The organism is Pseudomonas sp. TWRC1-2, from assembly GCF_049896685.1.
Classification (GTDB): Bacteria; Pseudomonadota; Gammaproteobacteria; order Pseudomonadales; family Pseudomonadaceae; genus Aquipseudomonas.
Genome location: NZ_JAFCUU010000007.1, coordinates 101,367 through 126,199, shown reverse-complemented (window position 1 = coordinate 126,199; position 24,833 = coordinate 101,367). Strand labels below are relative to the sequence as shown.

Genomic DNA, 24,833 nt, shown 5'->3' with positions numbered 1-24,833 from the left:
TGAGATGGACTCTACAAACCGTGTACGGTTTCATGAAAGATGCCATGCCATTGTTTCAGAAGAACTTTTTCGTCAGATACAAAAAAGGCCACTCTTTCGAGTAGCCTTTTTTGATGTTTGGTTGCGGGAGCCGGATTTGAACCGACGACCTTCGGGTTATGAGCCCGACGAGCTACCAGACTGCTCCATCCCGCGTCTGTGGGCGGCATTCTACAGCCCAACGCCGAGGTGTCAACCGTTAATGGGTCGATGGGTCAAATTAGTGTGAATTAGCGCGTTTCACCCCGGCCACGTGCGGTAAGTGCGCGACGGACAAAGATTTTTCTCTCTTACAATTTGCGTACACATGCAAAACAAGCACGCACAAAAAAGGCCACTCTTTCGAGTAGCCTTTTTTGATGTTTGGTTGCGGGAGCCGGATTTGAACCGACGACCTTCGGGTTATGAGCCCGACGAGCTACCAGACTGCTCCATCCCGCGTCTGTGTGTCGGCATTCTACAGAGGAACGCGAGTGTGTCAACCTGTGAATCGAAGAAAAGCGCTTGTGGTTCAATCGGTTAGCTCTCCAAGGCAAGCCTTGGAAGGGCGCGAGGCCAGTGTGGCCGAGGGTTTCAGCTCTATTGGGAGGAGAATTTCGATTGAGAAAATAAATTCATCAGTGAAATTTCCTACCGTTCAAGCGGAAGATTCAAACTACTGGTGCTATATACAGGGGTGAATGCGATACTGGCCGCCCGTTGGATTACACCCTCTGTTTATATGACGCAGCGCAAAATCATCCACGTCGACTGTGATTGCTTCTACGCCGCCATCGAGATGCGCGACGATCCGAGCCTGGCACAAAAGCCCCTCGCGGTCGGCGGCTCGGCCGATAGAAGAGGGGTGATCGCCACCTGTAACTATGAGGCGCGGGCTTATGGGGTGCGTTCGGCCATGTCATCGCGCCACGCCTTGAAGCTGTGCCCGGACCTGACCATCGTCAAGCCGCGCATGGATGCCTATAAGGAAGCGTCGAAGGAAATCCAGACGATCTTTCGCGATTACACCGACCTGATCGAGCCACTGTCGCTGGACGAAGCCTACCTGGACGTCTCTGACAGCCCGCACTTTGGCGGCAGTGCCACGCGCATCGCTCAAGACATTCGTCGCCGGGTCTCCAACCAGCTGCACATCACAGTGTCCGCCGGCGTTGCGCCGAACAAGTTTCTGGCCAAGATCGCCAGCGACTGGAAAAAACCCAACGGCCTGTTTGTGATCACCCCGGATCAGGTCGAAGACTTCGTCTCCCAGTTGCCGGTGAACAAGTTGCACGGGGTTGGCAAGGTGACGGCCGATAAGCTGGCGCGACTGGGGATTGCAGACTGTTTGCAATTGCGTGAGTGGAACAAACTGGCGCTGGTGCGTGAATTCGGCAGTTTCGGCGAGCGGCTCTGGAGCCTGGCTCGTGGGATTGATGACCGCGTGGTGCAGAACGACAGCCGTCGGCAATCCATCAGTGTGGAAAATACCTACGACGTGGACTTGCCGGATCTCTCAAGTTGCCTGGCGAAACTGCCCGAGCTGATGGAAACTCTGGCCGGGCGCATGGCGCGCATCGACAGCAGCTATCGCGCGGGCAAGCCGTTCGTCAAAGTGAAGTTTCACGACTTCACCCAAACCACCCTGGAGCAGGCAGGGGCAGGGCGGGATCTGGAGAGTTATCAACAGCTGTTGACCCAGGCGTTCAATCGCGGCGGCAAACCGGTGCGGTTGCTGGGGATTGGGGTGCGGCTGCTGGATCTGAGCAGCGGTAACGAACAGCTGCAGTTTCCCTGGTAAAAACCGGGAGCCAAATGTGGGAGCGGGCTTGCTCGCGAAGGCGCCGTGTCAGTCGATACATTCATCACTGATACACCGCTTTCGCGAGCAAGCCCGCTCCCACATTTAGATCTTTACCTGCCCTGAGGTCCTAGCGTGCCCCAGGGTCCGCCACCAACCGCCCCGCATCCTTGGTCAGCGCCTGCACAAACTCCTGCTGCAACTCGGGATCATTGCGGGTCAGTTCGATCAGGCTTTGTTCCAGCTCACTGGCTTCTTCCTCAAGGCCCAACTCCGACAGGCGCTTGACCCGGTGCACCCACTGGTTGACTTCGTCGTCTTCCAGGTCGTCGTAGATCAGGCCATGGGCTTCCAGCAACTTGCCGCGCAGCGTGTTGCTGATCGCCAGGGTGGAGTCCGAATGGACGTCGTCCTGGCCATCTTCCACGCTGATCTTCAAGGTCGTGACGCGGTTCAGGTCCTGCTCGGCAAACGGGCTGTCCAACAGGTTCAGGCGCAGCACGCCGTCGCGGTCGGTGGTCAGCTCATGGGTCTGCTTGCCGGCGGTAACCTGTACCGGGCGCTCGCTCCAGGGCAGGCTCGAATACTCCGTGCGCTTGTCACGCTGGACTTCATCGATCCCGGCCAGGTTCTGTTGCGCACGGCCGTGGGATTGCACGTTCATGAACGGGTTGATGCCGTCCACGCCGTAGCTCAGCCAGTCGCGCGTCATGCTGGTCGGCAGGTTGCCGAGGGCGAAGATGTTCGCCACGTTGGCCCCCGCGCCGGCCACCAGGGCGACCGCGCCCAAGGGCATCTCGTAGAGTTTGCGCCAGGGTTGGTAGGGGGTATAGCGATCGTAACGGCGGGTGACTTCGAATTCAGTGACCTCAAAGGTCTTTTGCTCGTGAATGCGAACCCGGCGTTGCGGCAGTTCCAGCACTTTGGGTTCACCTACATCGATCTGCAGGCTGTGGTCGAGCAATTTGCGCTCGACCCGTTCCTCGTGCTCACTGCGTTGCGACATCTGGTTGGCGCAGCCGCTGACCAGCAGGGCGCCGCACAAGGCGGCGCCCCCCAGGGCTCTGGTGTTTCGCTTGAACATGACTTCTCTTGATCTGGTTTTCAGCGACGAATACGCGCCTGAAGGAAAGACAGCACGTCAGCCACCGGCAACGGTTGGGCTTCGGCTTCGGTCCGGCTCTTGTATTCCAGATTGCCATCGGCCAGGCCGCGGTCACTGACCACGATTCGGTGCGGGATGCCAATCAGTTCCATGTCAGCAAACTTGATGCCCGGGCTGGTTTTCTTGTCCCGGTCATCCAGCAGCACTTCAAAACCGGCGGCCGTCAGTTCGGCATACAGTTTGTCGGTGGCTTCGCGTACTTGCTCGGTTTCGTAGCGCAGCGGTACCAGGGCCACCTGGAATGGGGCCAGGGCGTCACTCCAGATGATGCCTTTCTCGTCGTTGTTCTGTTCGATGGCAGCTGCCACCACGCGGGAAACGCCAATGCCGTAGCAGCCCATGTCGAGGGTGATCGGCTTGCCGTTCTCGCCCAGCACTTCGCACTTCATCGCCTTGCTGTACTTGTTGCCCAGCTGGAAGATGTGCCCGACTTCGATGCCGCGTTTGATTTCCAGGGTGCCCTTGCCATCCGGGCTTGGGTCGCCGGCGACTACGTTACGCAGGTCGGCCACGGTTGGAACTGGCAGGTCACGCTCCCAGTTCACGCCGAAGTAGTGCTTGTCGTCGATGTTGGCGCCAATGCCGAAGTCGCTCATCAGTTCGACCGAGCGGTCGATGATGATCGGCAGCGGCAGGTTCAGCGGGCCGAGCGAACCGGCACCGGCGCCAATCGCGTCGCGCAGTTCGGCATCGGTGGCCATGACCAGCGGGCTGGCCACGCCAGGTTGCTGGGCAGCCTTGATTTCGTTGAGCTCGTGGTCGCCACGGATGACCAGGGCGATCAGCTTGCCTTCTTCTTCGGCGCGCACGATCAGGGTCTTGATGGTCTTTTCAATCGGCAGATTGAATTTTTCCACCAGCGCCGCGATGGTCTTGGTCTCTGGGGTGTCCACCAGGCGCAGCTCTTCGCTTGGCGCCGGGCGGGACGTTTCCCGTGGCACGGCTTCGGCTTTCTCGATGTTCGCCGCGTAGTCGGAACCGTTGCTGAAGACGATATCGTCTTCGCCGGACTCGGCCAGTACGTGGAACTCGTGGGAGCCGGCGCCGCCGATGGAGCCGTTGTCCGCTTCAACCGGGCGGAATTTCAGGCCCAGGCGCGTGAACACGTTGCAGTAGGCCTGGTGCATGCGGTCGTAGGTGACCTGCAAGGAGGCCTGGTCGGCGTGGAAGGAGTAGGCGTCCTTCATGATGAATTCACGGCCGCGCATCAAACCGAAGCGTGGGCGGATTTCATCACGGAATTTGGTCTGGATCTGATACAGGTTCAGCGGCAGCTGCTTGTAGCTGCTCAGCTCGTTGCGCATCAGGTCGGTGATCACTTCTTCATGGGTCGGGCCGGCGCAGAAATCGCGGCCATGACGGTCCTTGAAGCGCAGCAACTCAGGGCCGTACTCTTCCCAGCGCCCGGATTCCTGCCACAACTCAGCCGGTTGCGTGCTCGGCATCAACACTTCCAGAGAGCCGGCGGCGTTCATTTCTTCGCGAACGATGGCTTCGACCTTGCGCATCACCTTCAAGCCCATGGGCAGCCAGGTGTACAGGCCCGAGGCCAGTTTGCGGATCATGCCGGCGCGCAGCATCAGCTGATGGCTGATCACAACCGCGTCGGAAGGCGTTTCTTTCTGTGTGGCGAGCAAATATTGACTGGTACGCATGGTAGGCCGTTGTCGGTTGCTTGGACTTGAAATGACTTGGGATTGTACGGGCGGTTGCTGCCGGAGTACAGGCATGAGGTCGCGGGGTGTTTCTGTGGCGAGCGGGCTTGTGTGCGAGCTGGCTTGCCTGCGATGCGGTGTATCAGTTACGTCGCGCTGATGCTATCGCAGGCAAGCCAGCTCCCACATTGACCGAGGTGAGTCATTCTTCGGTGGGCGGGCTCAACCGAATCCGTCGATTTTCCTGAAACCAGTGCAGGGCAATCAGGAACAGCGTCGGTACGCCCAGCAGGCAGGTGATCAGGAAGAAGTTGTGATAGCCGAACTTCTCCACCATCACCCCTGAATAGCCGCCAATCAGGCGCGGCAGCAACAGCATGATCGAGCTGAGCAACGCGTATTGGGTGGCGGAGAACTTGAGGTTGGTCAGGCTCGACAGGTAGGCGACAAACGCCGACGTGGCAAGGCCGGAACTGAAGTTGTCCAGCGAGATGGTAAAGATCAGCATCTGCAGGTCGGGGCCCATGTCCGCGAGCATCACGAACAACAGGTTGGTGCCGGCCGAGGCCACGCCGCCGATAAACAGGATCGGCAGGATTCCGAAGCGCACGATCAGCAAGCCGCCCATGCCGGCGCCGAGCAGGGTCATGATCAGGCCGAAAATCTTGCTCACTCCGGCAATCTGGTCCTTGGTGAAGCCCTGGTCGATGTAGAACACGTTGGCCATCACGCCCATCACCGTGTCCGACATGCGATAGGTGGCGATCAGCCCGAGCAGCAGCAAGGCTTGCCAGCGGTAGCGCAGGATAAAGTCGTTGACCGGCGTCAGCACCGGCGCCAGGCCGCGTCGGCCCATGGTCGACAGGCACAGCGTGGTCAGGATGATATAGAGGATGGCGCGCAGGAAGGCGCGGTCTTCCATCAACAGTTCCCACAGGCTGACGCCGTGGAACAGGACGCTGGCAAAATCGGTGTTGTAGAGCTGGGTGAACATCGCCGGGACGGACACCAGCAACACGATCAGTACAAACACCGAGACCAGCTGATGCACGAAGCTGTAGCGGCCGGCCTGCAACTGCGTGCGCAGTGGCACATTGGGCTCGCGCATGAACAGGGTGGTCAGCAGCGCCGGAATCATCAGCAGACCGAACAGCACGTAAGTGCCGGTCCACGCCGAGTGCTTATAGTTGAAACCGGTCGAGCCGAAGCCTTCGGCAAAGAACAGTGCACCGGCGGTGGCCAGCAGGGCGGCGATGCGATAACCGGACATGTAACTGGCGGCGAGGGCAGCCTGGCGGCTGTCGTCGGCGATTTCCAGGCGATAGGCGTCTACCGCGATGTCTTGGGTGGCCGAGGCGAAGGCGACGATCACAGCAATCGCAATCAGCCACGACAGGTGTTTTTGCGGGTCGCAAAAACCCATGCCGATCAACCCGAGGATCACCAGCGTCTGGGCCAGCACCAGCCAGGAGCGACGTCGTCCGAGTTTACCGAGCAGCGGCAAACGCCATTGGTCGAGCAGCGGTGACCAGACCCATTTGAAGGCATAGGCCAAGCCGATCAGGCTCGCATAACCGATGGTCTCGCGGGCCACACCGGCCTCGCGCAACCACACTGAAAGCGTCGAGAACACCAACATGTAAGGCAAGCCGGCGGCGAAACCGAGCAACAACAGCACTAACGTCGAGGGGCTGGCATAGGCGGCGAGCGCGGCGCGCCAGGTTTTACGGGGCATGGGCTGGAGTCTGCCTCAGATTTGCGGAAACAAAGCGCGCACTCTAACCGCTGTGCTCTACCGGGCGCCAGCCATGACGCTGAATATCAACGCGATTGTTCAGGATACTGACACCTTCGCTGCGTAAACGCGCACGTTGCTCGTCGCCTGAGGCACTGCCCACTGGCAGACTTATCCGACCACCGGCACCCAGCACTCGGTGCCAGGGCAACCGAGTGTCCTCGGGCAACTGGCTCAGCGTGCGCCCGACCCAGCGGGCCGCCCGGCCCAGCCCGGCCAGGTGCGCCAGTTCGCCGTAACTCACCACGCAGCCTTTGGGCACTTGCGCCAAGGTCAGGTACAACGCCGTACGGCGCATTTCTGCCGGGCTTTGCGCAATATCGGCGGGTTGATTCACTGTGGGCATCGTCAGGGTCTTTGTAAGAAGCGTCTGTAATCATGCTGTTGAGAATTGAACTCAATATAAATACTTGAGTCAGTCGTAGCTATCTAACACGATAGCGCCCCCTTTTCGCCAACCCTGAGCCCCGAATACGCTTATGTTGTCCAGAACCCTGCTGTGCCTCGCTGTTTTCAGCGCCTCCACGCCCCTGCTCGCTGATACCGTGTGGTTAAAGAACGGTGACCGCCTGACCGGCAAGATCAAAGTCTTCGACGGTGGCAAGTTGCTGATTCAGACCAGTTACGCAGGGGCCATCCCGGTGGATTGGAAGCAGGTGAAAACCCTGGAAAGTGACCAGGAGCTACTGGTCAAGCAGGACGCGTACAGCGGTGAGAAGGCCAAATCCCTGAGAGCTGCGGATGACGGCAAGGTGGTGCTGGCCAATGGCGAGGCGCCCAAAACCGTGGAACTGGCCAGCATCCAGCAAATCCTCAAGCCCAAGCCGGTCATCGAAGACCTGGTGTGGAAGGGCAACGTCGACCTGGCGCTGGACTACAAGCGTGCCGACAAAGACACCAACGACTACGACGTGGACTTCAAGACCACGGCCCGTCACGGCCAGTGGCGCCATACCGCGCAGGGCGAATACAACCGCGAGTTCCAGGACGACGTCACCACCACCGACAACTGGGCGCTGGAATATGACCTGGACCGTTTCATCACCGAGCATTGGTTCTGGCAAGGCCGCCTGACCTACAAGCGCGACAAGGTGGAAGACTTGTCCCGCCAGCGCACGGTCGGTACCGGCCCTGGCTACCAGTTCTGGGACGATGAACTGGGCGCGTTCTCCCTCGGTTCGCTGGTTAACCGCACCGATTACGAATATGCCGACGGCGGCAAATCCAATTTCTACTCGCTGGCCATGAAGTGGAACTACAACCGCTACCTGGTGGGCAAGACCGTGGAGTTCTTCACCAACGGCGAGGTGGGCAAGCCGCTTGCCGGGCCGTCCGATTACTCCCTCGATGCGCAAATGGGCCTGCGTTACAAGGTCACCGAATGGGCGTCCCTCAACCTCAAGGCTGAACGCGACATCATCAGTGGCGAATCGCAAAGCAGCCTGAGCAAGACCCGTTACACCGCAGGGTTCGGTGTGGCCTGGTAAGTGCACTCTGGCAACCTGCGCGGATATTGATTACCTTGTGTTGAGATCCATTCCCATATGCTGTGGGCGGCGGAATACCCGAGGAGTCATACGTTGAGCGCGCACGTTGCCAAGAACGCCCGAGAGCTGTTGCTCAAGGAATACCGTGGGGCTCTCTCCACATTGTCCAAAGCCATGCCCGGGTTTCCCTTCGGCTCGGTCGTGCCGTATTGCCTCGACGAGCAGGGTCGCCCGCTGATCCTGATCAGCCGTATCGCCCAGCACACCCATAACTTGCAGAAAGACCCCAAGTGCTCGCTGCTGGTGGGTGAGCGCGAGGCCGATGACGTGCAGGCAGTGGGGCGCCTGACCTACCTGGCTGAAGCCGAGAAACTCGAAGATGCCACCGCCATTGAAGCGGCTGCCGAGCGTTATTACCGTTACTTCCCCGATTCGGCCAACTACCACAAGGCTCACGATTTCGACTTCTGGGTGCTCAAGCCGGTGCGTCACCGCTATATAGGCGGGTTTGGCGCGATTCACTGGGTCGACCACCTGACACTGGCCAACCCGTTTGCAGGCAAGGCCGAGCGCAGCATGGTCGAGCACATGAACGCCGACCACACCAAGGCCATTGCCCATTACGTCGCGCTGACCGGCTTGCCGACCTTTGAACCCGCGCAACTGGCCGGTATTGACAGCGAGGGCATGCACCTGCGCATTGGCCAGTCGCTGCATTGGTTGCCGTTCGCGACGCCTTGCAACACTCCGACACAAGTACGCGAAGCCCTGGTTTCATTGGCTCACGCTGAGGTCTGGCCGAAAAAAGAGCCTGCCAACGCTTGAATTCACGAAATGGCGACGTCATCTAAGGTGGACTGGCAAGGCATTCTTGCGTTGAGGAACCATTTGATGCGCCCTTTTTTATTGCTCTTTCTGCTGTTCCCGGTGCTGGAGCTGTTCGTATTCGTTCAAGTCAGCAGTGCAATCGGGTTTTTCCCGGCACTGTTATTGATCATTCTCGGCTCGATGCTCGGCGTTCTGGTGCTGCGCGTCGCCGGCTTGGCCACAGCGTTGCGTGCGCGTGAAAGCCTGAACCGCGGCGAACTGCCCGCTCAAACCATGCTGGAAGGCCTGATGATGGCCCTGGCCGGTGGCCTGTTGATCCTGCCGGGTTTTATCAGCGACGTGGTCGGCCTGGTGATGTTGCTGCCGGTCACTCGCAAGCTGCTGGCTGGCAAGATGCGCCAGCGCGCCGAAGAAGCGGCGATTCGCCAGCGAGCGTTCGCCGATGACCTGCAACCCCGTGGTGGCCCGGCTCCGCGCCCGCCGTTGGGACGCGAGGGCGATGTGATCGAAGGCGAATTCGAACACCGCGACAGCAAATAACCGCTTTATTGGCACGGCACCTTCGGGTGCCGTGTTGCTTTTGTGCGTCGGCAAGCATAAAAAATTTCCGCCGCGGCCCCTTGTAATAAGCTTATGCGCCCTTATGTAACGGTCACCGCAAGGTTTCTGGTGGCGACACCAGACAGACTTCCGCGTCTTGCTTGGCGAGGCGCGACCGGCACAGCCGGAATACAACCCGCCGGTACCGATACCGGCCGATGAAAAACACAATTAGGAGAGATCGACAATGAGCAAGCTTCGTCCTCTGCACGACCGCGTCGTTATCCGTCGCAGCGAAGAAGAAAAGAAAACCGCTGGCGGTATCGTTCTGCCAGGTTCGGCTGCTGAAAAAGCCAACCACGGTGTGATCGTCGCTGCAGGCCCAGGCAAGACTCTGGAAAACGGTGAAGTGCGTGCGCTGGCCGTTAAAGTCGGTGACAAGGTTGTTTTCGGCCCTTACTCCGGCAGCAACACTGTGAAAGTTGACGGCGAAGACCTGCTGGTAATGGCTGAGAACGAAATTCTCGCTGTACTGGAAGGCTGATTTTCCCGCTCATTTTTCCGTTACTCCAAAGAATTTAAGGAATATCGATCATGGCTGCTAAAGAAGTTAAATTCGGCGATTCCGCCCGCAAAAAAATGCTCACCGGTGTCAACGTCCTGGCTGACGCAGTAAAAGCGACCCTGGGCCCTAAAGGCCGTAACGTGATCATCGAGAAGAGCTTCGGCGCTCCGACCATCACCAAGGACGGCGTTTCGGTAGCAAAAGAAATCGAACTGGAAGACCGTTTCGAGAACATGGGCGCGCAGCTGGTCAAAGACGTTGCCTCCCGTGCCAACGATGACGCAGGCGACGGCACCACCACCGCTACCGTTCTGGCTCAAGCTATCGTCAACGAAGGCTACAAAGCCGTCGCTGCCGGCATGAACCCGATGGACCTCAAGCGCGGCATCGACAAGGCGACCATCGCTGTTGTTGCTGAGCTGAAAAACCTGTCCAAGCCATGCGCTGACACCAAGGCTATCGCTCAGGTCGGCACCATCTCCGCCAACTCCGACAGCTCCATCGGCGACATCATTGCCGAAGCCATGGAAAAAGTCGGTAAAGAAGGCGTGATCACCGTTGAAGAAGGCACTGGCCTGGAAAACGAACTGTCGGTTGTAGAAGGCATGCAGTTCGACCGTGGCTACCTGTCCCCGTACTTCGTCAACAAGCCAGAAACCATGGTTGCCGAGCTGGACAGCCCGCTGATCCTGCTGGTCGACAAAAAGATCTCCAACATCCGCGAAATGCTGCCAGTGCTGGAAGCCGTTGCCAAGGCCGGCCGCCCACTGCTGATCGTTTCCGAAGACGTTGAAGGCGAAGCCCTGGCGACGCTGGTTGTGAACAACATGCGTGGCATCGTTAAAGTCGCAGCCGTGAAGGCTCCAGGCTTCGGCGACCGTCGCAAGGCCATGCTGCAGGACATCGCTGTTCTGACTGGCGGTACCGTTATCTCCGAAGAGATCGGCCTGAGCCTGGAAAGCGCCACCCTGGAAAACCTGGGTAGCGCCAAGCGCGTGACCATCTCCAAGGAAAACACCATCATCGTTGACGGTGCTGGCGTAGACCAGGACATCCAGGCTCGCATCACTCAGATCCGTGCCCAGGTTGCCGAAACTTCCTCGGACTACGACCGTGAAAAACTGCAAGAGCGTCTGGCCAAGCTGTCCGGCGGCGTTGCAGTGATCAAGGTTGGCGCTGGTTCCGAAGTTGAAATGAAAGAGAAGAAAGCCCGCGTTGAAGACGCCCTGCACGCAACCCGTGCAGCCGTTGAAGAAGGCGTGGTACCTGGCGGTGGCGTTGCGCTGATCCGTGCTCTGGAAGCTTTGGTTGACCTTAAAGGCGACAACGCTGACCAGAACGTGGGCATCGCTGTACTGCGTCGCGCCGTTGAAGCGCCACTGCGTCAGATCGCTGCCAACTCCGGCGACGAGCCGAGCGTTGTGGTCAACGAAGTCAAGAACGGCAAAGGTAACTACGGTTACAACGCTGCCACTGGCGTCTACGGCGACATGATCGAAATGGGCATCCTGGACCCTACCAAGGTGACCCGTTCGGCATTGCAGGCAGCGGCCTCCATCGGCGGTCTGATCCTGACCACCGAAGCTGCGATCGCTGATGCACCGAAGAAAGAAGGCTCGGCTGGCGGCGGTATGCCAGACATGGGCGGCATGGGTGGCATGGGCGGCATGATGTAAGCCAGCCTTACCCGGCACCTGAAAAACCCCGCCTGCAGTGATGCAGGCGGGGTTTTTTTATGCGCGGTGTTTGCCGCCGGCACGCCGGTCAGCGTGTGCTCACCTGCGGGATGACTTCCTTGGGTGCCTTCCAGCTCAGCAATTGTTGCTTGAAGCCGTAGCTCGCGCCCTGGTAGTAGGTGATTGCGCGCTGGATCAACGGGTCGTCACTGCCCACACGCAACTCCTGGCTCTCACCCAGCGCCTGGTCATGGCGACGCAGGCCCTGGCGCGGGCTGAGGATCGCCAGGTCATTGCCGTCAAACAGCCCAAGGTGTTGGTAGTTGCCGATGACGACGCGCGGCGGCAGCGGATTGTCCTGCAACAGGTTGCGGCCGAAGAAGGTTGACTCGTAGCTCAGGTTGATCAGGCCCAGCAAGGTGGGCGCCAGGTCGATCTGGCTGGCCAGTTGCGCGGTTTCACGCGCTTCAATCAGCTTGGGTGCATAGATGAACAGCGGGATCTGGTAGTTGGCGACAGGCAGGTCCTCTTTACCTGCGCTGCCGGCGGTGTGGTCGGCGACAAACACGAAGATCGTGTTATCGAACCAGGGTTTCTGGCGTGCCGCATTGAGGAACTCGCCGATGGCGTGGTCGGTGTATTTCACCGCGCCGTCACGGCCATTGCCGGACTTGATATCAATGCGCCCTTCCGGATAGGTGTAGGGGCGATGATTGGAGGTGGTCATCAGTTGCAGCAAAAAGGGTTGCTGTTTGGCGTAATCGGCGTCGGCCAGCTTCAGGGTTTGCCGGTAGAGGTCTTCGTCGGCCATGCCCCACGCGTTTTTGAACGAGATTTCTGATTCGGCCACGCTGCTCTGGTCCACCACCCGGTAACCGTTGCCACTGAAAAACGCGTTCATATTGTCGAAGTAACCACGCCCGCCGTAGACAAATACGCTGTCGTAGCCGATGGCACTGAGGTGTTGGCCGAGGCTGGCGAAACCGCATTCACGCCCGATACGTTTGACAATCGAGCGGCCTGGCGTAGGGGGAATCGCCAGCGTGATCGCCTCCAGGCCACGGTCTGTACGGGTGCCGGTGGCATAAAAGTTACTGAAGTACAGGCTTTGTTTGCGCAAGGCATCCAGATTGGGCGTGAGGTTGCGCCCATCGCCGTTGCTGCCCATGTACTTGGCGCTGAAGCTTTCGATGGTCACCAGCACGATGTTGGGTTTGCGCAATGTGCCGGGGTTGGTGATTGCCCTGCGTATGTCCAGCGGGTCAGTGCCGACGAAGCGCGCATTGGGCTCACTGAGCTCGGCGCGCAATTGCCTGGCGACGACGTCGTCAGGCAGGCTTTTGTAGAACTGTGTGTAATCGAGCTCGTTATTTCGGAACGCGGCGAAAAACTGATACGGGCCATTGCTGGCCAATTCATTGTTGTAAGCGTTACCGCCCTGGGCGCGTGGGCTGTCCTGGCTGATCAATTGCAGGCTGAGCCCGGCGGCGATCAATAAGCCCAAGGCATTCAGCAGGCGGCCACGCATGGGCGGCAGAGGCGCGCGCATCGCCGCGTTGAACGGCTTGCGCAGGGCCAGGCTCAACACAATCGCCAACATCGCCAGCAAACTGAGCAGCTTGCCGATCGGGTAGGACTCCAACAGGTTGTTCAATACCTCATTGGAGTACACCAGGTAATCGACGGCGATAAAGTTGAAACGCACGCCAAACTCATCCCAGAACAGCCACTCCGCAACCGAGGTGAACAGCATCGCGAACAGGCTGACTGTCAGCACGGCCTGCAGGAACCAGCGATGGCCGCGGCGATGCCACAGCGCGGGCGGGCACAGCAGCAAGTACAGGCCCAGCGGCAGGGCGGCGTAGGTGAGAAAGCCCAGATCGTAGAGCAAGCCGACGCCAAACACCGGCAGCAGGTTGCCACCGACTTCGTCCAGGTGCGTGACGAGCAGCACACCGCGGGTGATCAGGAAAATAACCAGCCAGGTGCCGGTGACGAGCAGCAGAAAGCGCATAGGCGCTGTTTTGAGAAACCCCATGTCTATGTTCCTTATATCGATGGGCGGTGATCTTCGGCCTGACACTGTAGTCAGTTTGTGAAGCTATAGTGAAAAACTTGTTGGTTTATCTTATTGGTTGAAAACCTTTATCGACACGGCTCTGAGGTCTATCCCTGAGCCACACTTGGCCTTAAGCTGCGCGAGCCAACACGGCCGTTACCGCGTACGGAGACACTGCCCATGCGAATTTTATTGGTTGAAGACAACCGCGATATTCTGGCCAACCTGGCCGATTACCTGGGGCTAAAGGGCTACACCGTGGACTGTGCGCAGGACGGTTTGTCGGGCCTGCACCTGGCCGCTACCGAGCATTACGACTTGATCGTGCTCGACATCATGCTGCCTGGCATCGATGGCTACACCTTGTGCAAACGCCTGCGTGAAGACGCCCGTCGCGACACGCCGGTGATCATGCTCACCGCCCGCGACCAGTTGGATGACCGGCTGCAGGGCTTCAAGTCCGGCGCCGATGATTACTTGCTCAAGCCGTTCGCCCTGTCGGAGTTGGCCGCCCGCATTGAAGCCGTGCTGCGCCGTGCCCAGGGTGGCGGCCGCCGCGCTCTGCAAGTTGGCGACTTGAACTACGACCTCGATACCCTGGAAGTCACCCGCGAGGGGCGCCTGCTCAAACTCAACCCCGTTGGCCTGAAGTTGCTCGCGGTGTTGATGCAAAAAAGCCCGCATGTGCTGCGTCGCGAAATTCTCGAGGAAGCCTTGTGGGGCGATGACTGCCCGGACAGCGACAGCCTGCGCAGCCACGTCCACCAATTGCGCCAAGTGATCGATAAACCCTTCGCCAAGCCGCTGCTGCAAACCGTGCACGGTGTGGGTTATCGCCTGGCCGAGGGTCGTGATGGAGTTTAAGCAAAGCCTTGCCCAGCGGATCATCATCGCCTTTGCCTTGATGAGTGCGTTGGTCGCGGGGGCGTTCGCCATGGGCATTGTTGCGACCGTGCACCTGGTAGAAGAAAAACTGATTTCGGCGGGCTTGGGCGGCGACCTGCAACGGCTGTTGTTGATGGACAGCGTCGAGGACTGGAGCCACCGGCCGGAGCCCGATCAGCTGTTCTATTTCAGTGGCGGGCGCGGGGATTTCGAGCTGCCCAAGGATTTGCGGCACCTGGAACCCGGCTTTCATGAGGTGTTCCGCGAGGCGCTGTCTTACCACGCCATGGTCGAAGTGGTGGATGGCCGTCGGTATGTGCTGCTGCAGGACCAAAGCGACTTCGAGGAGCGCGAGCGGGTTTTATTTGCCGTGGTGCTGGTGGGCTTCGTGCTCAGCCTGGCGCTGGCGGTGTTCCTTGGTTGGGTGTTGGCGCGCAAAGTGATGGCGCCGGTGGTGCGGCTCGCTCGCCAGGTGCGTCATCGCGACCAGTTGCTGGGCCTGGCGCCACCGCTGGCACCCGATTATGCGGCGGATGAAGTCGGCGAACTGGCCGTGGCCTTCGATGCCACGCTGGGGCGTCTGCGTCAGGCGTTATCACGCGAGCAGTTGTTTACCAGTGACGTCAGCCATGAATTGCGCACGCCTTTGATGGTGCTGGCCAGTTCCTGCGAATTGCTGCTGGAAAACCCGGCGATCGATCAGCGCGGCCGCAATCAGGTTGAGCGCATCGCGCGTGCCTGCGAAGAAATGCGCGAGCTGGTGCAGACCTTCCTGATGCTGGCCCGTGCCGAACACGATGAAGCTGCAATGTCGCCGCAGGTCACGCTGCCGCAGGTGGCGGACGATTTGCTCGGCATCTGGCGCGAGCCTATCGAGCGCAAAGGCCTGGCGTTGATCTACCAGCCAGGCAACCCTTCGGACGCGCGCTACAACACTACTTTTCTCCACGCCGTTATGGGCAACCTGTTGCGCAATGCCCTGCATTACACCGAGCAGGGCTTCATCCGCCTGACCCTCGAACCCAGCGGTTTTGTGGTAGAGGACACTGGCGTGGGGATTCCCGAAGACAAGCGTGAGGCGATGTTCGAGCCGTTCGTGCGTGGCAGCGAAAAGCGTGGCGAAGGGCTTGGCCTGGGTTTGTCGCTGGTGCAGCGTATCTGTGAGAACCAGGGTTGGACGGTCAGCCTCAGCACGATGGAACCCAACGGCTGTCGTTTTCACGTGCAGTTGAGTCAGGTCAAGCCCTGACACTTGCCCCTGCCGTTATCCTGCCAGACATCCCCGTAAATCGGCGAAGATGGCCCCATGCTATTGCTTGTGTCTGTAAAGTCTTGAAATGTATGAGATTGGACAGGACAAGTTTTTCACAACGGGTTGACCTGTTGATCACAGTTCGCTGCATAAGGTTGTAGGCATCAGCTACTGGAGATCCGTTGATGTCTACCCCGATCAAGCTCGATTTTTCTGAAAAGTACGACGATCAGCACGCGCAAAATTATTTGCTCAAGCATCAGGACAATCTGGCTCGCCGGTTGTCCCACAAGCGCGACGAGCAATTGGCGCGGGGTGCGCTGGCCATGGCCGGCGAACCTGGCCTGGTGTTGGACCTGCCGTGCGGCGCCGGGCGCTTCTGGCCGCTGTTGGCTGAGAAACCCAACCGTGTGATTATCGGGGCCGATAATTCAGCGTCGATGCTCAAGGTCGCGACCGTTGCTCAGCCAGCGGACGTGGTGAAACGGGTACGACCCTTGCAGACGTCTGCCTTTGATATCGATTTACCGGATAACTCGGTCGACAGTATTTTCTGCATGCGCTTGCTGCACCACATTGGTGATCCGGCGCACAGGATGACAATACTGCGAGAATTTCAGCGGGTTACCCGCGACAGCGTGATTATTTCGCTGTGGGTTGATGGCAATTTCAAGGCCTGGAAACGCAAACGCGCCGAAGTGAAACGTCGCAACAAAGGTGAGCAAGAAGGTTACCAAAACCGGTTTGTGTTACCGGCTGCTACTGTCGAGGCAGAGTTTGAGCAGGCCGGTTTCCGTGTTCAGGAATCCCTGGACTTCATACCGCTCTACGCCATGTGGCGAGTATATGTATTGCGTAAGAGGTAACAGGATGGCAGTTGAGTGCGTAGTAGGCAGTCATGTAGCTCCCGAGGAACGATTCGATTTTTTCTGGCGCCTGCAGGGCGAGTGGGTTGAAGAACCCAATCGCCGACGTGGCGGTGAAAGTGGTGTGCAACGCGTGATGAGCCCCAACGGCCGCTTGCTTTACAGCAAACGCCAGACCGGTCACATCTATCGCAGCTGGCTTCACCCGTTTGGGCGCCCGACCGTACTGCGTGAGCGTGATGCCCTCAGGGGGTTGCGTTCATTGAATGTACGCGTGCCGGAGCTGGTGTTCTGCGAGGCACGTCGCGACCCTGAGCATCAATGGAAAGCGTTGTTGGTGACTGCGTCGCTCGACGGTTTCGACGAAATCGAAAACTGGTACGCCGCCGGTGGTCGTGAGCAATACGGTGAGACGGTGCATGAGCGCTTGCTCAAGGAATTGGCGGGCACCCTGGCACGTATGCACAAAGGCCGCTGGCAGCATGGCTGCCTGTACATCAAGCACGTGTTCGTACGCGTAACCGGCGAAGGCGACTCGGCCAAAGTAGAAGTGGCGTTGCTGGATTTTGAAAAATGCCGGCAGCGTTTGACCGCTTATCGGGCGGCGTCCCATGACATGCTGCAACTGCGGCGCCATTCGTCGTGGAACGATACCGACTGGAAAAAACTCAGCTACTTTTACGAGACGGCGTTTGGCAGCGCTATCAAGGGTTTAACCAGATGAAGCTAGAAATAGCACGAGGTTTGTTCCTGGTCGGCGCATTGGGCATTTCAGCCCTGGCGCTGGCTGCGTGGGAGCTGCCTCGGACACAAGTGCTCAGTGCGGTGCAAGGGGGCGGGCAATGTCCGTTACCGCGCATCGCCAAGGCGAATGTGGCGGTCAAGCCTGATCATGAGTTGTTGTTGTTCATGTTCGGGATGTCTCAGGGCATGAGGCCGCAGAGCTGAATAAAGCGTTGAACAGATTCAAACCCCCGAGAAAGGGCCTTGCGATGCGAGGTCCTTTTTTTTGGCTGTTGATTTGGGGCCCAGCATCTGTCCGTGGCCGCAGTCACGGACGGGTGCCGATTTCAAATCACGTGCAGATGGTTATCCCAAAACCCGGACGGCAGCTCCAACGGCTTAGCCACCAACTGCTTCTGGCGGCAGTCGTAGAAGCGGCAGCGTCCCTGGCCTGAAGTCACCACAAACCCGTCCGCTACCGCACCCACGCCGGCGCAGTCGGGCAAAGGCCCATCCAGGCGCAGTTCGCCGCTGTCCATGTCCCAGATAAAAAAGCGATTGCCGCGCGGCGCCGTCAGCGCCACCAGGCGTAACTCACTGTGCACTGCGACGCTGGCGGTGTAATGCCCCATCGCCTGCAGCTGCTCATCCGCCACCGGGAACGCCACAAACGGTTGCCCCGGTCGCTTGATCGCCAGCAACTCGGACCGCTCCTGAGACGGCCCCATGAACTGCTGCCCCGTGAGAATAGTGCCGTCGCCGGCAATCCCCATATGACGCACGCTGTTCATCTGCTGGGCCAGGGTTTCCTTGCTGATCAACCGGCCATCGCGGTGCATCAACACCAGGCTCGGCTCCATTGCATTGAGGTTCATCTCAACCCGGCTTTCAGCCTCGGTGCGAATCCCGCCGTTGGCCACCACCAGGGTTTCTCCGTCGGGCATCCACGAGACCTGGTGCGGCCCGATACCGTGGGTGGACATCTCGCCGCTGTGCACCAGCCGTTCGCCTTCGAACTTATACACACCCAGCAAGCCACGGCCCGGGTCGGACGTGTCGTTCTCGGTGGCATACAACCAGTCGCCACTTTTGTGAATCACCGCATGCCCATAGAAATGGCGATTGGCATTCGACGTGATGGTCTGCAGCAGCGCGCCATCACGCAGGTTGATCAAGTAACTCTCAGTGCCCGGGCGACGGGCCACAAACAGTGCAATTGGCAGCGTCGGGTGGTTGATGATGTCGTGGCAACGCTGGCCAACCTGGGTGGCAAACACCTGCTTGCCGTCCAGGTGATAACCCACGGCGTAGTGCTTGCCGTCCGCATCATCCCGTGCGGACAGCAGCAGCGGGCTGTTCGAGCCCTTCTGCTTGAACAGCGTCCAACCGCCCAACGTGAGTGCGCTGAGCAGCACGCTGCCCACCGCCAAAGCCTGTCGCCTGAGCATCATCAGTCACCGTCGTTGGCGTTAAAGCCCAGTTGGATGCCCAGCGCTTTGGCCAGCTCACCTTCGTGCAGGCGGTGGACCACGTTGAGGCTGTCGTAAATGTCGTTGAGCTGCTGGCGGCCGGCGTCGTCGGCCAACATTTCATTGAGCGTGCGCTGATTGCTGGCGAACAGCTTCAAAGACGCGGCGTAGGCGGCGTCGATCTTGTCGGCCAACGGCTTCTGCTCCGACGGCAACAAGCCACGCAGGCCTTTGTTGTCGACGCCGGCCCACACGGTCTGGGCCGCAGCCAGGCTGGCTTCCAGGCTTTGCAGGGAAGACTGGCTGCGCCATGCATCGGCCTGGAACGGTTGCGGGATGCCCTTGGTCTGGCGACCCATCGGCGTGCCGAGTTTTTTCTTCAGCGTGTCCAGCGCAGTGACTTGCACGCGCAGCAGGTCAGCGATGGCTTCGTGGGAATCGGCGTAGCGCTGGTTGGGGAACTTGGTCATCTGCGCGAGCATGCCGTCGGTGCTGTTCCAGCTCGCCAGGATCTCCTCAGCCAAGGCTTTCTGGCGCTCGCCGATGGCGACCAGCAGCGGGCAGTAACGGGCTTTCTGGGCTTCGTCGGCGACATCGGTCTTGGCGTCGTAGAGGATGTATTCGTAGGCCGACAGGCCTTGTACCACCACGCTGGACTTGGCCAGGGCCGCGCCGTCGATCTGCGGCTGGGCGGTGACCAATTGTTCGACTTGGCGGCCGACCAGGTTTTTCTTGTCCGGCCAGAACTGCACTTGCCACGAACGGTTGCCCTCGGCCAGCGGGCCGATCAGCAGCGGTTGCAGCTCGGCCCAGGCTTTTTGCGCGTGGAGGAAGTCGGCGCGGGCGGTCTCCAGGCTTTCTTTGCCCTGGCAGTAGGCGAGGGCGCTGACGGCCAGTTGGCGGTCGGCTTCAACCCAACGGCTGTAGGTCGGCAGGATCACTTGCTTGGCGATGGCCGCCGAGGTCACCGCTTGCGGGTCCTGCGGCGAGCAGGCGCCAAGGGCGAGGGCGGCCAGGCTTGTGAACAACAACTTGGGACGAAACATGTCGAGCTCCCTTCTGTAAGTGCGGCAAAGCTTATAAAGAATTCAGGAACGCCAGCAACGCGGCACGCTGCTCGGCATTAAAGGACAGCACATGCTGCTGCGCCGCGTGTGCTTCACCGCCATGCCACAGCACGGCTTCGAGCAGATTGCGGGCGCGGCCATCATGTAAAAACTGGGTGTGGCCACTGACGGTCTGTGTCAGGCCAATGCCCCACAACGGCGGCGTGCGCCAGTCGCGGCCACCGGCCTTGAATTCGCTGCGGTTGTCGGCAAGGCCTTCGCCCATGTCGTGCAACAGCAGGTCGCTGTAGGGGCGAATCACTTGGTTGGCCAGTTCGGGTTCGGCGGCGGCTGCGGCCGTGGTGAACGTGGGTTTGTGGCAGCCCTGGCAACCGGCCTGGTAGAACAGGTTTTTGCCGGCCAGCACCTGCGGCGTGTTGACGCCACGGCGCACCGGCACGGCGAGGTTGCGGGTGTAGAACAGCACCAGGCGCAGGATGTTATCGCTGACTTCCGGCTCGCCATCGGGGCCATTGCCGTTGGGGGCCTGTTTGCAGGCGACCTGGGCGTCGGTGCAGTCATCAAAGGGTCTCAGGGACGTGGTGAGGCCCATATCACCAGAAAACGCGTGAACATTTTGTTGATTGAGGTTGGGTTGCCCGGCTTTCCAGCCAAAGCGCCCGAGCACGGTTTTCTGCCGGGCGTCATCCCAGACCCAATTGGCGCGGCCGACGAGGGCTTCTTTGTCGGCCGTTTTCGGGTCGGTGTTGCGCAACACATCGGCGTCGCTGATGGCTTCGAGCAAGCCCAGGCCGATCATGGGCGGGGCGACGCGCGCCGAGAAAAGTGTATCCGGATGCATCGGGCCGTAGCCGAGCTGGGTGATGTGCAGGTCGGGCTTGCGCAGCTCGACCACGGTGCCGTCCTTGAACGTCACGTTGACCGCTGTGTAATCCACGCGCACCTTGCCTTCCGGCGCCACGCCCGGCACGGCCATGTCCTGCAATTGCCCGCCGTAGACCGGCTCGGGCACTACGCCGAACTGCTCGATGATTTTGGCGTAGGGCGCAGGCTCTGTCATCGGCACGGGAATCGACAGGCGCACCAGCATCGACACCGCATTGGGCGCGTCGGGCAGTGGTGGGTGACCCCGGCCGTCCTTGATGTGGCAGTTCTGGCAGGCGTTGGTATTGAACAGCGGGCCCAGGCCGTCGCGCGCGGTGGTGGTGGACGGCGCGATCACCCACGGGCTGCGAAAGAAGCTGTTGCCGACGCTGAAGTCCAGGCGGCGGGTCGGTGCCAGGTTGGCCGAGGGCAGGGAAAAGGCGTTCTGGTCGCGCTTGTTCACCGTCGTCGCGCCGCCGGCTCGCGCTTCACCAGGTTCGGCCTTGGTGAAACGTGGGGCGTCATCGCAGGCGGTCAGGCTCAAGGCCATCAACGCTGCGGACAGGCGAAAAAGCGAACGGAACATCAAGTTTCCTGAAGCAATGGCCAAAATTAGGCCGCAAAGTCTAACAGGGCGGGGCTCAATGAATAAGAGCAATTATCGTTTGGTCGAATCCGATTCATTCCCGCTAGAATGGCCGCACATTTTTCTCTGGAGGTGGCCAATGCAGGCTCTCGACGCTTTGCTCAACCGTGTTTCCGTGCCGCGTTTGCTGGAACCGGCACCGACCCAGGAGCAGCGCGATGTGCTGTTCGCCGCCGCCATGCGTGCGCCGGACCACGGCCAGTTGCGCCCATGGCGTTTTCTCACCGTCGAAGGCGCGGCCCGCGAGCAGATGGGCACGCTGCTCGCCGAAGCGGCGCGCCTGCAGGACGCCGACGCGCCGCAAGCCGCCATCGATAAAGCCCAGAACGGCCCACTGCGCGCGCCGTTGGTGGTGGTGGTGATTGCCCGCCTGCAAGAACACTTCAAGGTGCCAAAATCCGAGCAACTGCTGGCGGCTGCGTGTGCGGCCCACGGTATTCTGCTGGCGGCTTATGCACAGGGCATTGGTGCCGTGTGGCGCACCGGTGAATTGTCTTACTCGCCTCACGTCGCCAAAGGCCTGGGGCTGACGGCGGATGAGGAAGTGATTGGCTTCCTTTATCTGGGCACGCCGCAGAACCCGCCGCGTGTTGCGCCGAAGGAAGATGTGGCGGCGTTTGTTCAGGCCTGGACTGGCCTGTAGGCTAACGGTGATCTAAATGTGGGAGCGGGCTTGCTCGCGAATGCGATGGATCAGTCAATACATCCAGTGACTGTCACACCGCATTCGCGAGCAAGCCCGCTCCCACATTTGCTCCTCATTGGCTTTAGATTCGGTGTTACACCTTGAACTGGTCCATCAACTTCATCTGCTGGCTGGCCAAGGCATTCAGTTGACTGCTGATGGCCGCCGACTCGGTGGCCTGGCCAGTGAGGGTTTCAGTCACGGTACGAATTGCCGAAACATTGCGATTGACCTCTTCGGCCACGGCGCTCTGCTGCTCGGCGGCGCTGGCGATTTGCAGGTTCATGTCGCTGATGACTGTGACCGCGTCGCTGATCTTGCCTAGCGCCTGCACGGCCTGATGGATCTGCCCGGCATTGCTCTGGGCCTGGTGCTGGCTGGAATGCATGGTTGCCACCACGCCACGGGTGCCGCTCTGGATGCGCTCGATCACCAGGCGAATTTCTTCCACCGAATCCTGTGTGCGTTTGGCCAGGTTGCGCACTTCGTCGGCCACCACCGCAAACCCACGCCCGCTTTCCCCGGCGCGCGCCGCTTCGATGGCGGCGTTGAGGGCCAGCAGGTTGGTCTGCTCGGCAATGCTGCGGATCACTTCCAGCACCGAACCGATCTGCTCGCTGTTCACCGCCAAGGCCTCGACCTCGCTCACTGCCTTGCTGACTTCTTCGGCGAGGGTGGTGATGTCGCGGGTGCTTTGCTCAATGATCGACATGCCCTCTCGTGCTGACTGGTCCGCGCCGCGTGCCGCGCTGGCTGCGTTGGACGCGCTGTTGGCCACGTCGTGGGCGGTGGCGCTCATTTCATTGGACGCCGTGGCAACCTGGTCGATTTCGCGGAACTGCACCTGCATGCCTTCGCTGGTCTGGCGCGCGATGGCTGATGACTGATCAGCCGTGCCGCGTGCTTCGGTGATGCTTTGTTTGATCTGCGCGATGGTTGGTTGCAGCTTGTCGAGAAAGCGGTTGAACCAGTTCGCCAACTCGCCCAGTTCATCTTTTTTAGCGTAAGTCAGGCGCTGGGTAAGATCGCCTTCGCCGCTGGCGATGTTCTTGAGCATTGCGGCCACGGTGTTGATCGGGCGGGTCACGCCGGTGGCGGTCAGCCAGATCAGCACCAGGCCCAGCAATGCGGCGGCGGCGCCGACCAGCAAGGCCTTGAGCGTGCCGGCTTCCTGGGCGTTGTCGAGGACGCCTTGCAGTTTCAAGGTGTCAGCCAGCATCACGTTCTTGGGCAGTTTGATCACGATGCCCCAGGACTTGGCTTCGGCAATCGGCTTGACCGGGTACACGGCGCGGATCGTGTCGTCTTGCTCGCGGATCGTGCGCGTGTCGTTGGCCAGCAATTGCACAATCTCTTTGCCCTCGGCGCCCAGGGTGTCGATCAGGTTTTTGCCGACCCGCGCCGGCTCGCCGCTGTAGGCCGCGATCAAGCCGGTGCTGGAGAGAATCTCCAGGTGCGCGGCGCCGTCGAAGAGTTCTTTTTGTGCTGCGTCGGTCACCGCCTGCAGGGTGTTGAGGGCCAGGTCCACGCCGACCACGCCGATGACCTTGCCGTCGACGATCAACGGCAGCGAGAGGGTGGTCATCAGCACCTGCTTGCCGGCCACGTCGTCGGAGTACGGGTCAAGCAGGCAAACAGTGCGCGTGTCCCGTGGGCAGGTGTACCAAATGTTGTAGGGCGTACCGCTGAGATTGAGGGTGGTTTTGGTCAGGTCTTCCTCGACCATCACCGTGTTCAGGCCTTCACCGGCGGCGCGGCTCCAGTAGCTCGAAAAGCGGCCTTTTTCATTCGAGACGCGGGCCTTGTCGTTGACAAACTCGCTGTCCTTGCCATCCAGGCCATTGGGTTCGAACGACAGCCAGATTCCCAGCACCTTGGTGTTGCGCTCAAAGGCGGTCTTGAGGCTCTGGTTGAGCTCTTCACGCAGGGCACCCGCTTCCAGCCCGCGCTTGGCGGCGGTGGTGCGCAGGCCCTTGATCTGGTCGGCCAGTGCGGTGACCACCACCAGGCTTTCGCCAAAGGTCTTCTGCAGCTGTACCGCCTGTTCACCGGCCTTGGCTTTCAACAGGTTCTGCACACTGTTGGTGAGCATTCGCGAGCTTGAATCGCTGACCAGCCGGTTGTTCTGATCGGCTTCGTAGAGGTTGACGCCGACGACCAGTGCAATCACCCCCAACAGGCAGAGGCCGGACAGCAGCACGATTTTCAAGCGGATAGAGAGGGTGTCGAACATAGGTTCACTCGCGATTGGACTTGTTGACCTGCAAGCAGGGCGAGCCAAGTCCATTCGGCGCTATGTCCGGAACATCGGCGTAACGAGATGTTTCATGAGGGAAAGGCGATGAGCGGTAGGAAAAAGACTACACGCCGCGCTATACGGGGGCTGCAAGCCGTTCCGGGCGTGACCATATCCACAGGTTGCCCAGGCTCATGCCGGCGATTGCCAGGTAGATCGGCCAGCCGTGATCGAGCATCACCAGCATCAAACCGGCGCACAGCAGCATGCTGACGGTGGCGCTGACCTTGGCACGGCGCGCGATGATCTTGCCGTTGCGCCAATTGAACAGGATCGGCCCGAACAGCCGGTGGTTTTCCAGCCAGGCACTCAGGCGCGGCGAACTTTTGGTCGCGGCCCAGGCGGCAAGCAGGATGAATTCAGTGGTGGGCAAACCCGGTATGACAATCGCCACCAACCCAATGCCCAGGCTGACGTAGGCCAGCAGGCCGAAGAGGATCTGCGCGATTTTTGAGGTGGATTGGGTTTTGCCGGTCATAGGTTGGGTGATC

At 60.0% G+C, this 24,833-nt stretch carries 22 protein-coding genes, 2 tRNA genes and 1 pseudogene; 12 read left to right on the top strand and 13 right to left on the bottom strand.

What is annotated here, in order from left to right; translation table 11 throughout:
- Positions 1 to 118 precede the first annotated feature (118 nt).
- Together ACP7B3_RS20795 and ACP7B3_RS20790 are read right to left on the bottom strand one after the other, a co-directional pair.
- Positions 119 to 195, bottom strand: a tRNA-Met gene (locus ACP7B3_RS20795).
- A 208-nt stretch (positions 196 to 403) separates the two neighbouring features.
- Positions 404 to 480: transfer RNA gene (locus ACP7B3_RS20790), tRNA-Met, on the bottom strand.
- A gap of 280 nt (positions 481 to 760) precedes the next feature.
- Here ACP7B3_RS20790 and dinB point away from each other — a divergent pair.
- Positions 761 to 1,819, top strand: a complete 1,059-nt coding sequence (gene dinB, locus ACP7B3_RS20785; protein ID WP_242199922.1) for a DNA polymerase IV — start codon at positions 761 to 763, stop codon at positions 1,817 to 1,819.
- Between the two features lie 130 nt (positions 1,820 to 1,949).
- On the opposite strand, the gene ACP7B3_RS20780 is transcribed toward dinB, so the two are convergent.
- The 4 genes from ACP7B3_RS20780 to ACP7B3_RS20765 form a co-directional block, all read right to left on the bottom strand.
- Complete coding sequence (locus ACP7B3_RS20780; protein ID WP_106578323.1) at positions 1,950 to 2,903, bottom strand: hypothetical protein; 954 nt, start codon at positions 2,901 to 2,903, stop codon at positions 1,950 to 1,952.
- A gap of 20 nt (positions 2,904 to 2,923) precedes the next feature.
- Positions 2,924 to 4,639 carry a proline--tRNA ligase gene (locus tag ACP7B3_RS20775; RefSeq protein WP_106578324.1) on the bottom strand — a complete coding sequence of 572 codons (1,716 nt, stop codon included), beginning with the start codon at positions 4,637 to 4,639 and terminating at the stop codon, positions 2,924 to 2,926.
- Between the two features lie 202 nt (positions 4,640 to 4,841).
- A complete protein-coding gene (locus ACP7B3_RS20770) occupies positions 4,842 to 6,374 on the bottom strand; it encodes an AmpG family muropeptide MFS transporter (RefSeq protein ID WP_242199923.1) in 1,533 nt (510 codons plus the stop codon).
- A gap of 43 nt (positions 6,375 to 6,417) precedes the next feature.
- Positions 6,418 to 6,780 (bottom strand): MGMT family protein, encoded by a 363-nt coding sequence (locus ACP7B3_RS20765; RefSeq protein ID WP_416362657.1) that lies wholly within the window; start codon positions 6,778 to 6,780, stop codon positions 6,418 to 6,420.
- A gap of 133 nt (positions 6,781 to 6,913) precedes the next feature.
- Between ACP7B3_RS20765 and ACP7B3_RS20760 the strand changes: the two genes are divergently transcribed.
- The 5 genes from ACP7B3_RS20760 (at position 6,914) to groL (ending at position 11,530) form a co-directional block, all read left to right on the top strand.
- Positions 6,914 to 7,921 carry a DUF481 domain-containing protein gene (locus ACP7B3_RS20760; protein WP_416362658.1) on the top strand — a complete coding sequence of 336 codons (1,008 nt, stop codon included), beginning with the start codon at positions 6,914 to 6,916 and terminating at the stop codon, positions 7,919 to 7,921.
- Positions 7,922 to 8,014: 93 nt separating this feature from the next.
- The gene (locus tag ACP7B3_RS20755; RefSeq protein ID WP_106578328.1) at positions 8,015 to 8,746 is read left to right on the top strand and encodes a HugZ family protein; all 732 of its coding nucleotides are present in this window, start codon (positions 8,015 to 8,017) and stop codon (positions 8,744 to 8,746) included.
- Between the two features lie 66 nt (positions 8,747 to 8,812).
- Positions 8,813 to 9,289, top strand: coding sequence for an FxsA family protein (locus ACP7B3_RS20750; RefSeq protein WP_145165446.1), 477 nt, complete (start codon positions 8,813 to 8,815; stop codon positions 9,287 to 9,289).
- 247 nt (positions 9,290 to 9,536) lie between these two features.
- Entirely contained in the window at positions 9,537 to 9,833 is a 297-nt protein-coding gene (locus ACP7B3_RS20745) for a co-chaperone GroES (RefSeq protein WP_017846112.1), read from the top strand.
- Between the two features lie 50 nt (positions 9,834 to 9,883).
- Entirely contained in the window at positions 9,884 to 11,530 is a 1,647-nt protein-coding gene (gene groL, locus ACP7B3_RS20740) for a chaperonin GroEL (RefSeq protein WP_106578329.1), read from the top strand.
- Between the two features lie 88 nt (positions 11,531 to 11,618).
- Here the strand turns inward: groL and ACP7B3_RS20735 are convergent, their stop codons facing one another.
- On the bottom strand, positions 11,619 to 13,568 hold the full coding sequence (locus ACP7B3_RS20735; protein ID WP_426180560.1) for an LTA synthase family protein: 1,950 nt from the start codon (positions 13,566 to 13,568) through the stop codon (positions 11,619 to 11,621).
- A gap of 201 nt (positions 13,569 to 13,769) precedes the next feature.
- Here ACP7B3_RS20735 and colR point away from each other — a divergent pair, with 201 nt between their 5' ends.
- The 5 genes from colR (at position 13,770) to ACP7B3_RS20710 (ending at position 17,540) form a co-directional block, all read left to right on the top strand.
- The gene (gene colR / locus ACP7B3_RS20730; RefSeq protein WP_003208587.1) at positions 13,770 to 14,453 is read left to right on the top strand and encodes a two-component system response regulator ColR; all 684 of its coding nucleotides are present in this window, start codon (positions 13,770 to 13,772) and stop codon (positions 14,451 to 14,453) included.
- Positions 14,443 to 15,723: a sensor histidine kinase gene (locus ACP7B3_RS20725; RefSeq protein ID WP_416362661.1), complete on the top strand. Its 1,281-nt coding sequence runs from the start codon at positions 14,443 to 14,445 to the stop codon at positions 15,721 to 15,723. Before colR ends, ACP7B3_RS20725 begins: the two co-directional genes overlap by 11 nt.
- A gap of 188 nt (positions 15,724 to 15,911) precedes the next feature.
- Positions 15,912 to 16,592 carry a class I SAM-dependent methyltransferase gene (locus ACP7B3_RS20720; RefSeq protein WP_145165440.1) on the top strand — a complete coding sequence of 227 codons (681 nt, stop codon included), beginning with the start codon at positions 15,912 to 15,914 and terminating at the stop codon, positions 16,590 to 16,592.
- Positions 16,593 to 16,596: 4 nt separating this feature from the next.
- Positions 16,597 to 17,316, top strand: coding sequence for a lipopolysaccharide kinase InaA family protein (locus tag ACP7B3_RS20715; RefSeq protein WP_426180557.1), 720 nt, complete (start codon positions 16,597 to 16,599; stop codon positions 17,314 to 17,316).
- Positions 17,313 to 17,540: a hypothetical protein gene (locus tag ACP7B3_RS20710; RefSeq protein WP_145165438.1), complete on the top strand. Its 228-nt coding sequence runs from the start codon at positions 17,313 to 17,315 to the stop codon at positions 17,538 to 17,540. The genes ACP7B3_RS20715 and ACP7B3_RS20710 overlap by 4 nt, the downstream gene beginning before the upstream one ends.
- Positions 17,541 to 17,662: 122 nt before the next feature.
- On the opposite strand, the gene ACP7B3_RS20705 is transcribed toward ACP7B3_RS20710, so the two are convergent.
- From ACP7B3_RS20705 to ACP7B3_RS20695, 3 genes are read right to left on the bottom strand one after another with little or no spacing between them, the layout of a single operon-like run.
- Positions 17,663 to 18,763, bottom strand: coding sequence for a DUF1513 domain-containing protein (locus tag ACP7B3_RS20705; RefSeq protein ID WP_262209971.1), 1,101 nt, complete (start codon positions 18,761 to 18,763; stop codon positions 17,663 to 17,665).
- 2 nt (positions 18,764 to 18,765) lie between these two features.
- Positions 18,766 to 19,830 (bottom strand): imelysin family protein, encoded by a 1,065-nt coding sequence (locus ACP7B3_RS20700; protein WP_145165436.1) that lies wholly within the window; start codon positions 19,828 to 19,830, stop codon positions 18,766 to 18,768.
- 31 nt (positions 19,831 to 19,861) lie between these two features.
- On the bottom strand, positions 19,862 to 21,301 hold the full coding sequence (locus tag ACP7B3_RS20695) for a di-heme oxidoredictase family protein (protein WP_426180555.1): 1,440 nt from the start codon (positions 21,299 to 21,301) through the stop codon (positions 19,862 to 19,864).
- 139 nt (positions 21,302 to 21,440) lie between these two features.
- Between ACP7B3_RS20695 and ACP7B3_RS20690 the strand changes: the two genes are divergently transcribed.
- Positions 21,441 to 22,004 carry an NAD(P)H nitroreductase gene (locus ACP7B3_RS20690; RefSeq protein ID WP_145165432.1) on the top strand — a complete coding sequence of 188 codons (564 nt, stop codon included), beginning with the start codon at positions 21,441 to 21,443 and terminating at the stop codon, positions 22,002 to 22,004.
- A gap of 136 nt (positions 22,005 to 22,140) precedes the next feature.
- Here the strand turns inward: ACP7B3_RS20690 and ACP7B3_RS20685 are convergent, their stop codons facing one another.
- The 3 genes and pseudogenes from ACP7B3_RS20685 to ACP7B3_RS20675 all read right to left on the bottom strand — a co-directional run bounded on the left by ACP7B3_RS20685 (position 22,141) and on the right by ACP7B3_RS20675 (position 24,820).
- Positions 22,141 to 22,896, bottom strand: coding sequence for a methyl-accepting chemotaxis protein (locus ACP7B3_RS20685; RefSeq protein ID WP_370004810.1), 756 nt, complete (start codon positions 22,894 to 22,896; stop codon positions 22,141 to 22,143).
- 102 nt (positions 22,897 to 22,998) lie between these two features.
- Positions 22,999 to 24,138 (bottom strand): annotated as a pseudogene (locus tag ACP7B3_RS20680) (HAMP domain-containing protein); the annotation flags it as partial.
- 280 nt (positions 24,139 to 24,418) lie between these two features.
- Positions 24,419 to 24,820: a YbaN family protein gene (locus ACP7B3_RS20675; protein WP_145165428.1), complete on the bottom strand. Its 402-nt coding sequence runs from the start codon at positions 24,818 to 24,820 to the stop codon at positions 24,419 to 24,421.
- Positions 24,821 to 24,833 lie beyond the last annotated feature (13 nt).

Bases quoted from the DNA above. Each gene is read 5' to 3' on its own strand.
- dinB (WP_242199922.1), top strand. From the start codon at position 761: ATGACGCAGCGCAAAATCATCCACGTCGACTGTGATTGCTTCTACGCC.
- ACP7B3_RS20780 (WP_106578323.1), bottom strand. From the start codon at position 2,903: ATGTTCAAGCGAAACACCAGAGCCCTGGGGGGCGCCGCCTTGTGCGGC.
- ACP7B3_RS20775 (WP_106578324.1), bottom strand. From the start codon at position 4,639: ATGCGTACCAGTCAATATTTGCTCGCCACACAGAAAGAAACGCCTTCC.
- ACP7B3_RS20770 (WP_242199923.1), bottom strand. From the start codon at position 6,374: ATGCCCCGTAAAACCTGGCGCGCCGCGCTCGCCGCCTATGCCAGCCCC.
- ACP7B3_RS20765 (WP_416362657.1), bottom strand. From the start codon at position 6,780: ATGCCCACAGTGAATCAACCCGCCGATATTGCGCAAAGCCCGGCAGAA.
- ACP7B3_RS20760 (WP_416362658.1), top strand. From the start codon at position 6,914: ATGTTGTCCAGAACCCTGCTGTGCCTCGCTGTTTTCAGCGCCTCCACG.
- ACP7B3_RS20750 (WP_145165446.1), top strand. From the start codon at position 8,813: ATGCGCCCTTTTTTATTGCTCTTTCTGCTGTTCCCGGTGCTGGAGCTG.
- ACP7B3_RS20745 (WP_017846112.1), top strand. From the start codon at position 9,537: ATGAGCAAGCTTCGTCCTCTGCACGACCGCGTCGTTATCCGTCGCAGC.
- groL (WP_106578329.1), top strand. From the start codon at position 9,884: ATGGCTGCTAAAGAAGTTAAATTCGGCGATTCCGCCCGCAAAAAAATG.
- ACP7B3_RS20735 (WP_426180560.1), bottom strand. From the start codon at position 13,568: ATGGGGTTTCTCAAAACAGCGCCTATGCGCTTTCTGCTGCTCGTCACC.
- colR (WP_003208587.1), top strand. From the start codon at position 13,770: ATGCGAATTTTATTGGTTGAAGACAACCGCGATATTCTGGCCAACCTG.
- ACP7B3_RS20725 (WP_416362661.1), top strand. From the start codon at position 14,443: ATGGAGTTTAAGCAAAGCCTTGCCCAGCGGATCATCATCGCCTTTGCC.
- ACP7B3_RS20720 (WP_145165440.1), top strand. From the start codon at position 15,912: ATGTCTACCCCGATCAAGCTCGATTTTTCTGAAAAGTACGACGATCAG.
- ACP7B3_RS20715 (WP_426180557.1), top strand. From the start codon at position 16,597: ATGGCAGTTGAGTGCGTAGTAGGCAGTCATGTAGCTCCCGAGGAACGA.
- ACP7B3_RS20710 (WP_145165438.1), top strand. From the start codon at position 17,313: ATGAAGCTAGAAATAGCACGAGGTTTGTTCCTGGTCGGCGCATTGGGC.
- ACP7B3_RS20705 (WP_262209971.1), bottom strand. From the start codon at position 18,763: ATGCTCAGGCGACAGGCTTTGGCGGTGGGCAGCGTGCTGCTCAGCGCA.
- ACP7B3_RS20700 (WP_145165436.1), bottom strand. From the start codon at position 19,830: ATGTTTCGTCCCAAGTTGTTGTTCACAAGCCTGGCCGCCCTCGCCCTT.
- ACP7B3_RS20695 (WP_426180555.1), bottom strand. From the start codon at position 21,301: ATGTTCCGTTCGCTTTTTCGCCTGTCCGCAGCGTTGATGGCCTTGAGC.
- ACP7B3_RS20690 (WP_145165432.1), top strand. From the start codon at position 21,441: ATGCAGGCTCTCGACGCTTTGCTCAACCGTGTTTCCGTGCCGCGTTTG.
- ACP7B3_RS20685 (WP_370004810.1), bottom strand. From the start codon at position 22,896: ATGCAGGTGCAGTTCCGCGAAATCGACCAGGTTGCCACGGCGTCCAAT.
- ACP7B3_RS20675 (WP_145165428.1), bottom strand. From the start codon at position 24,820: ATGACCGGCAAAACCCAATCCACCTCAAAAATCGCGCAGATCCTCTTC.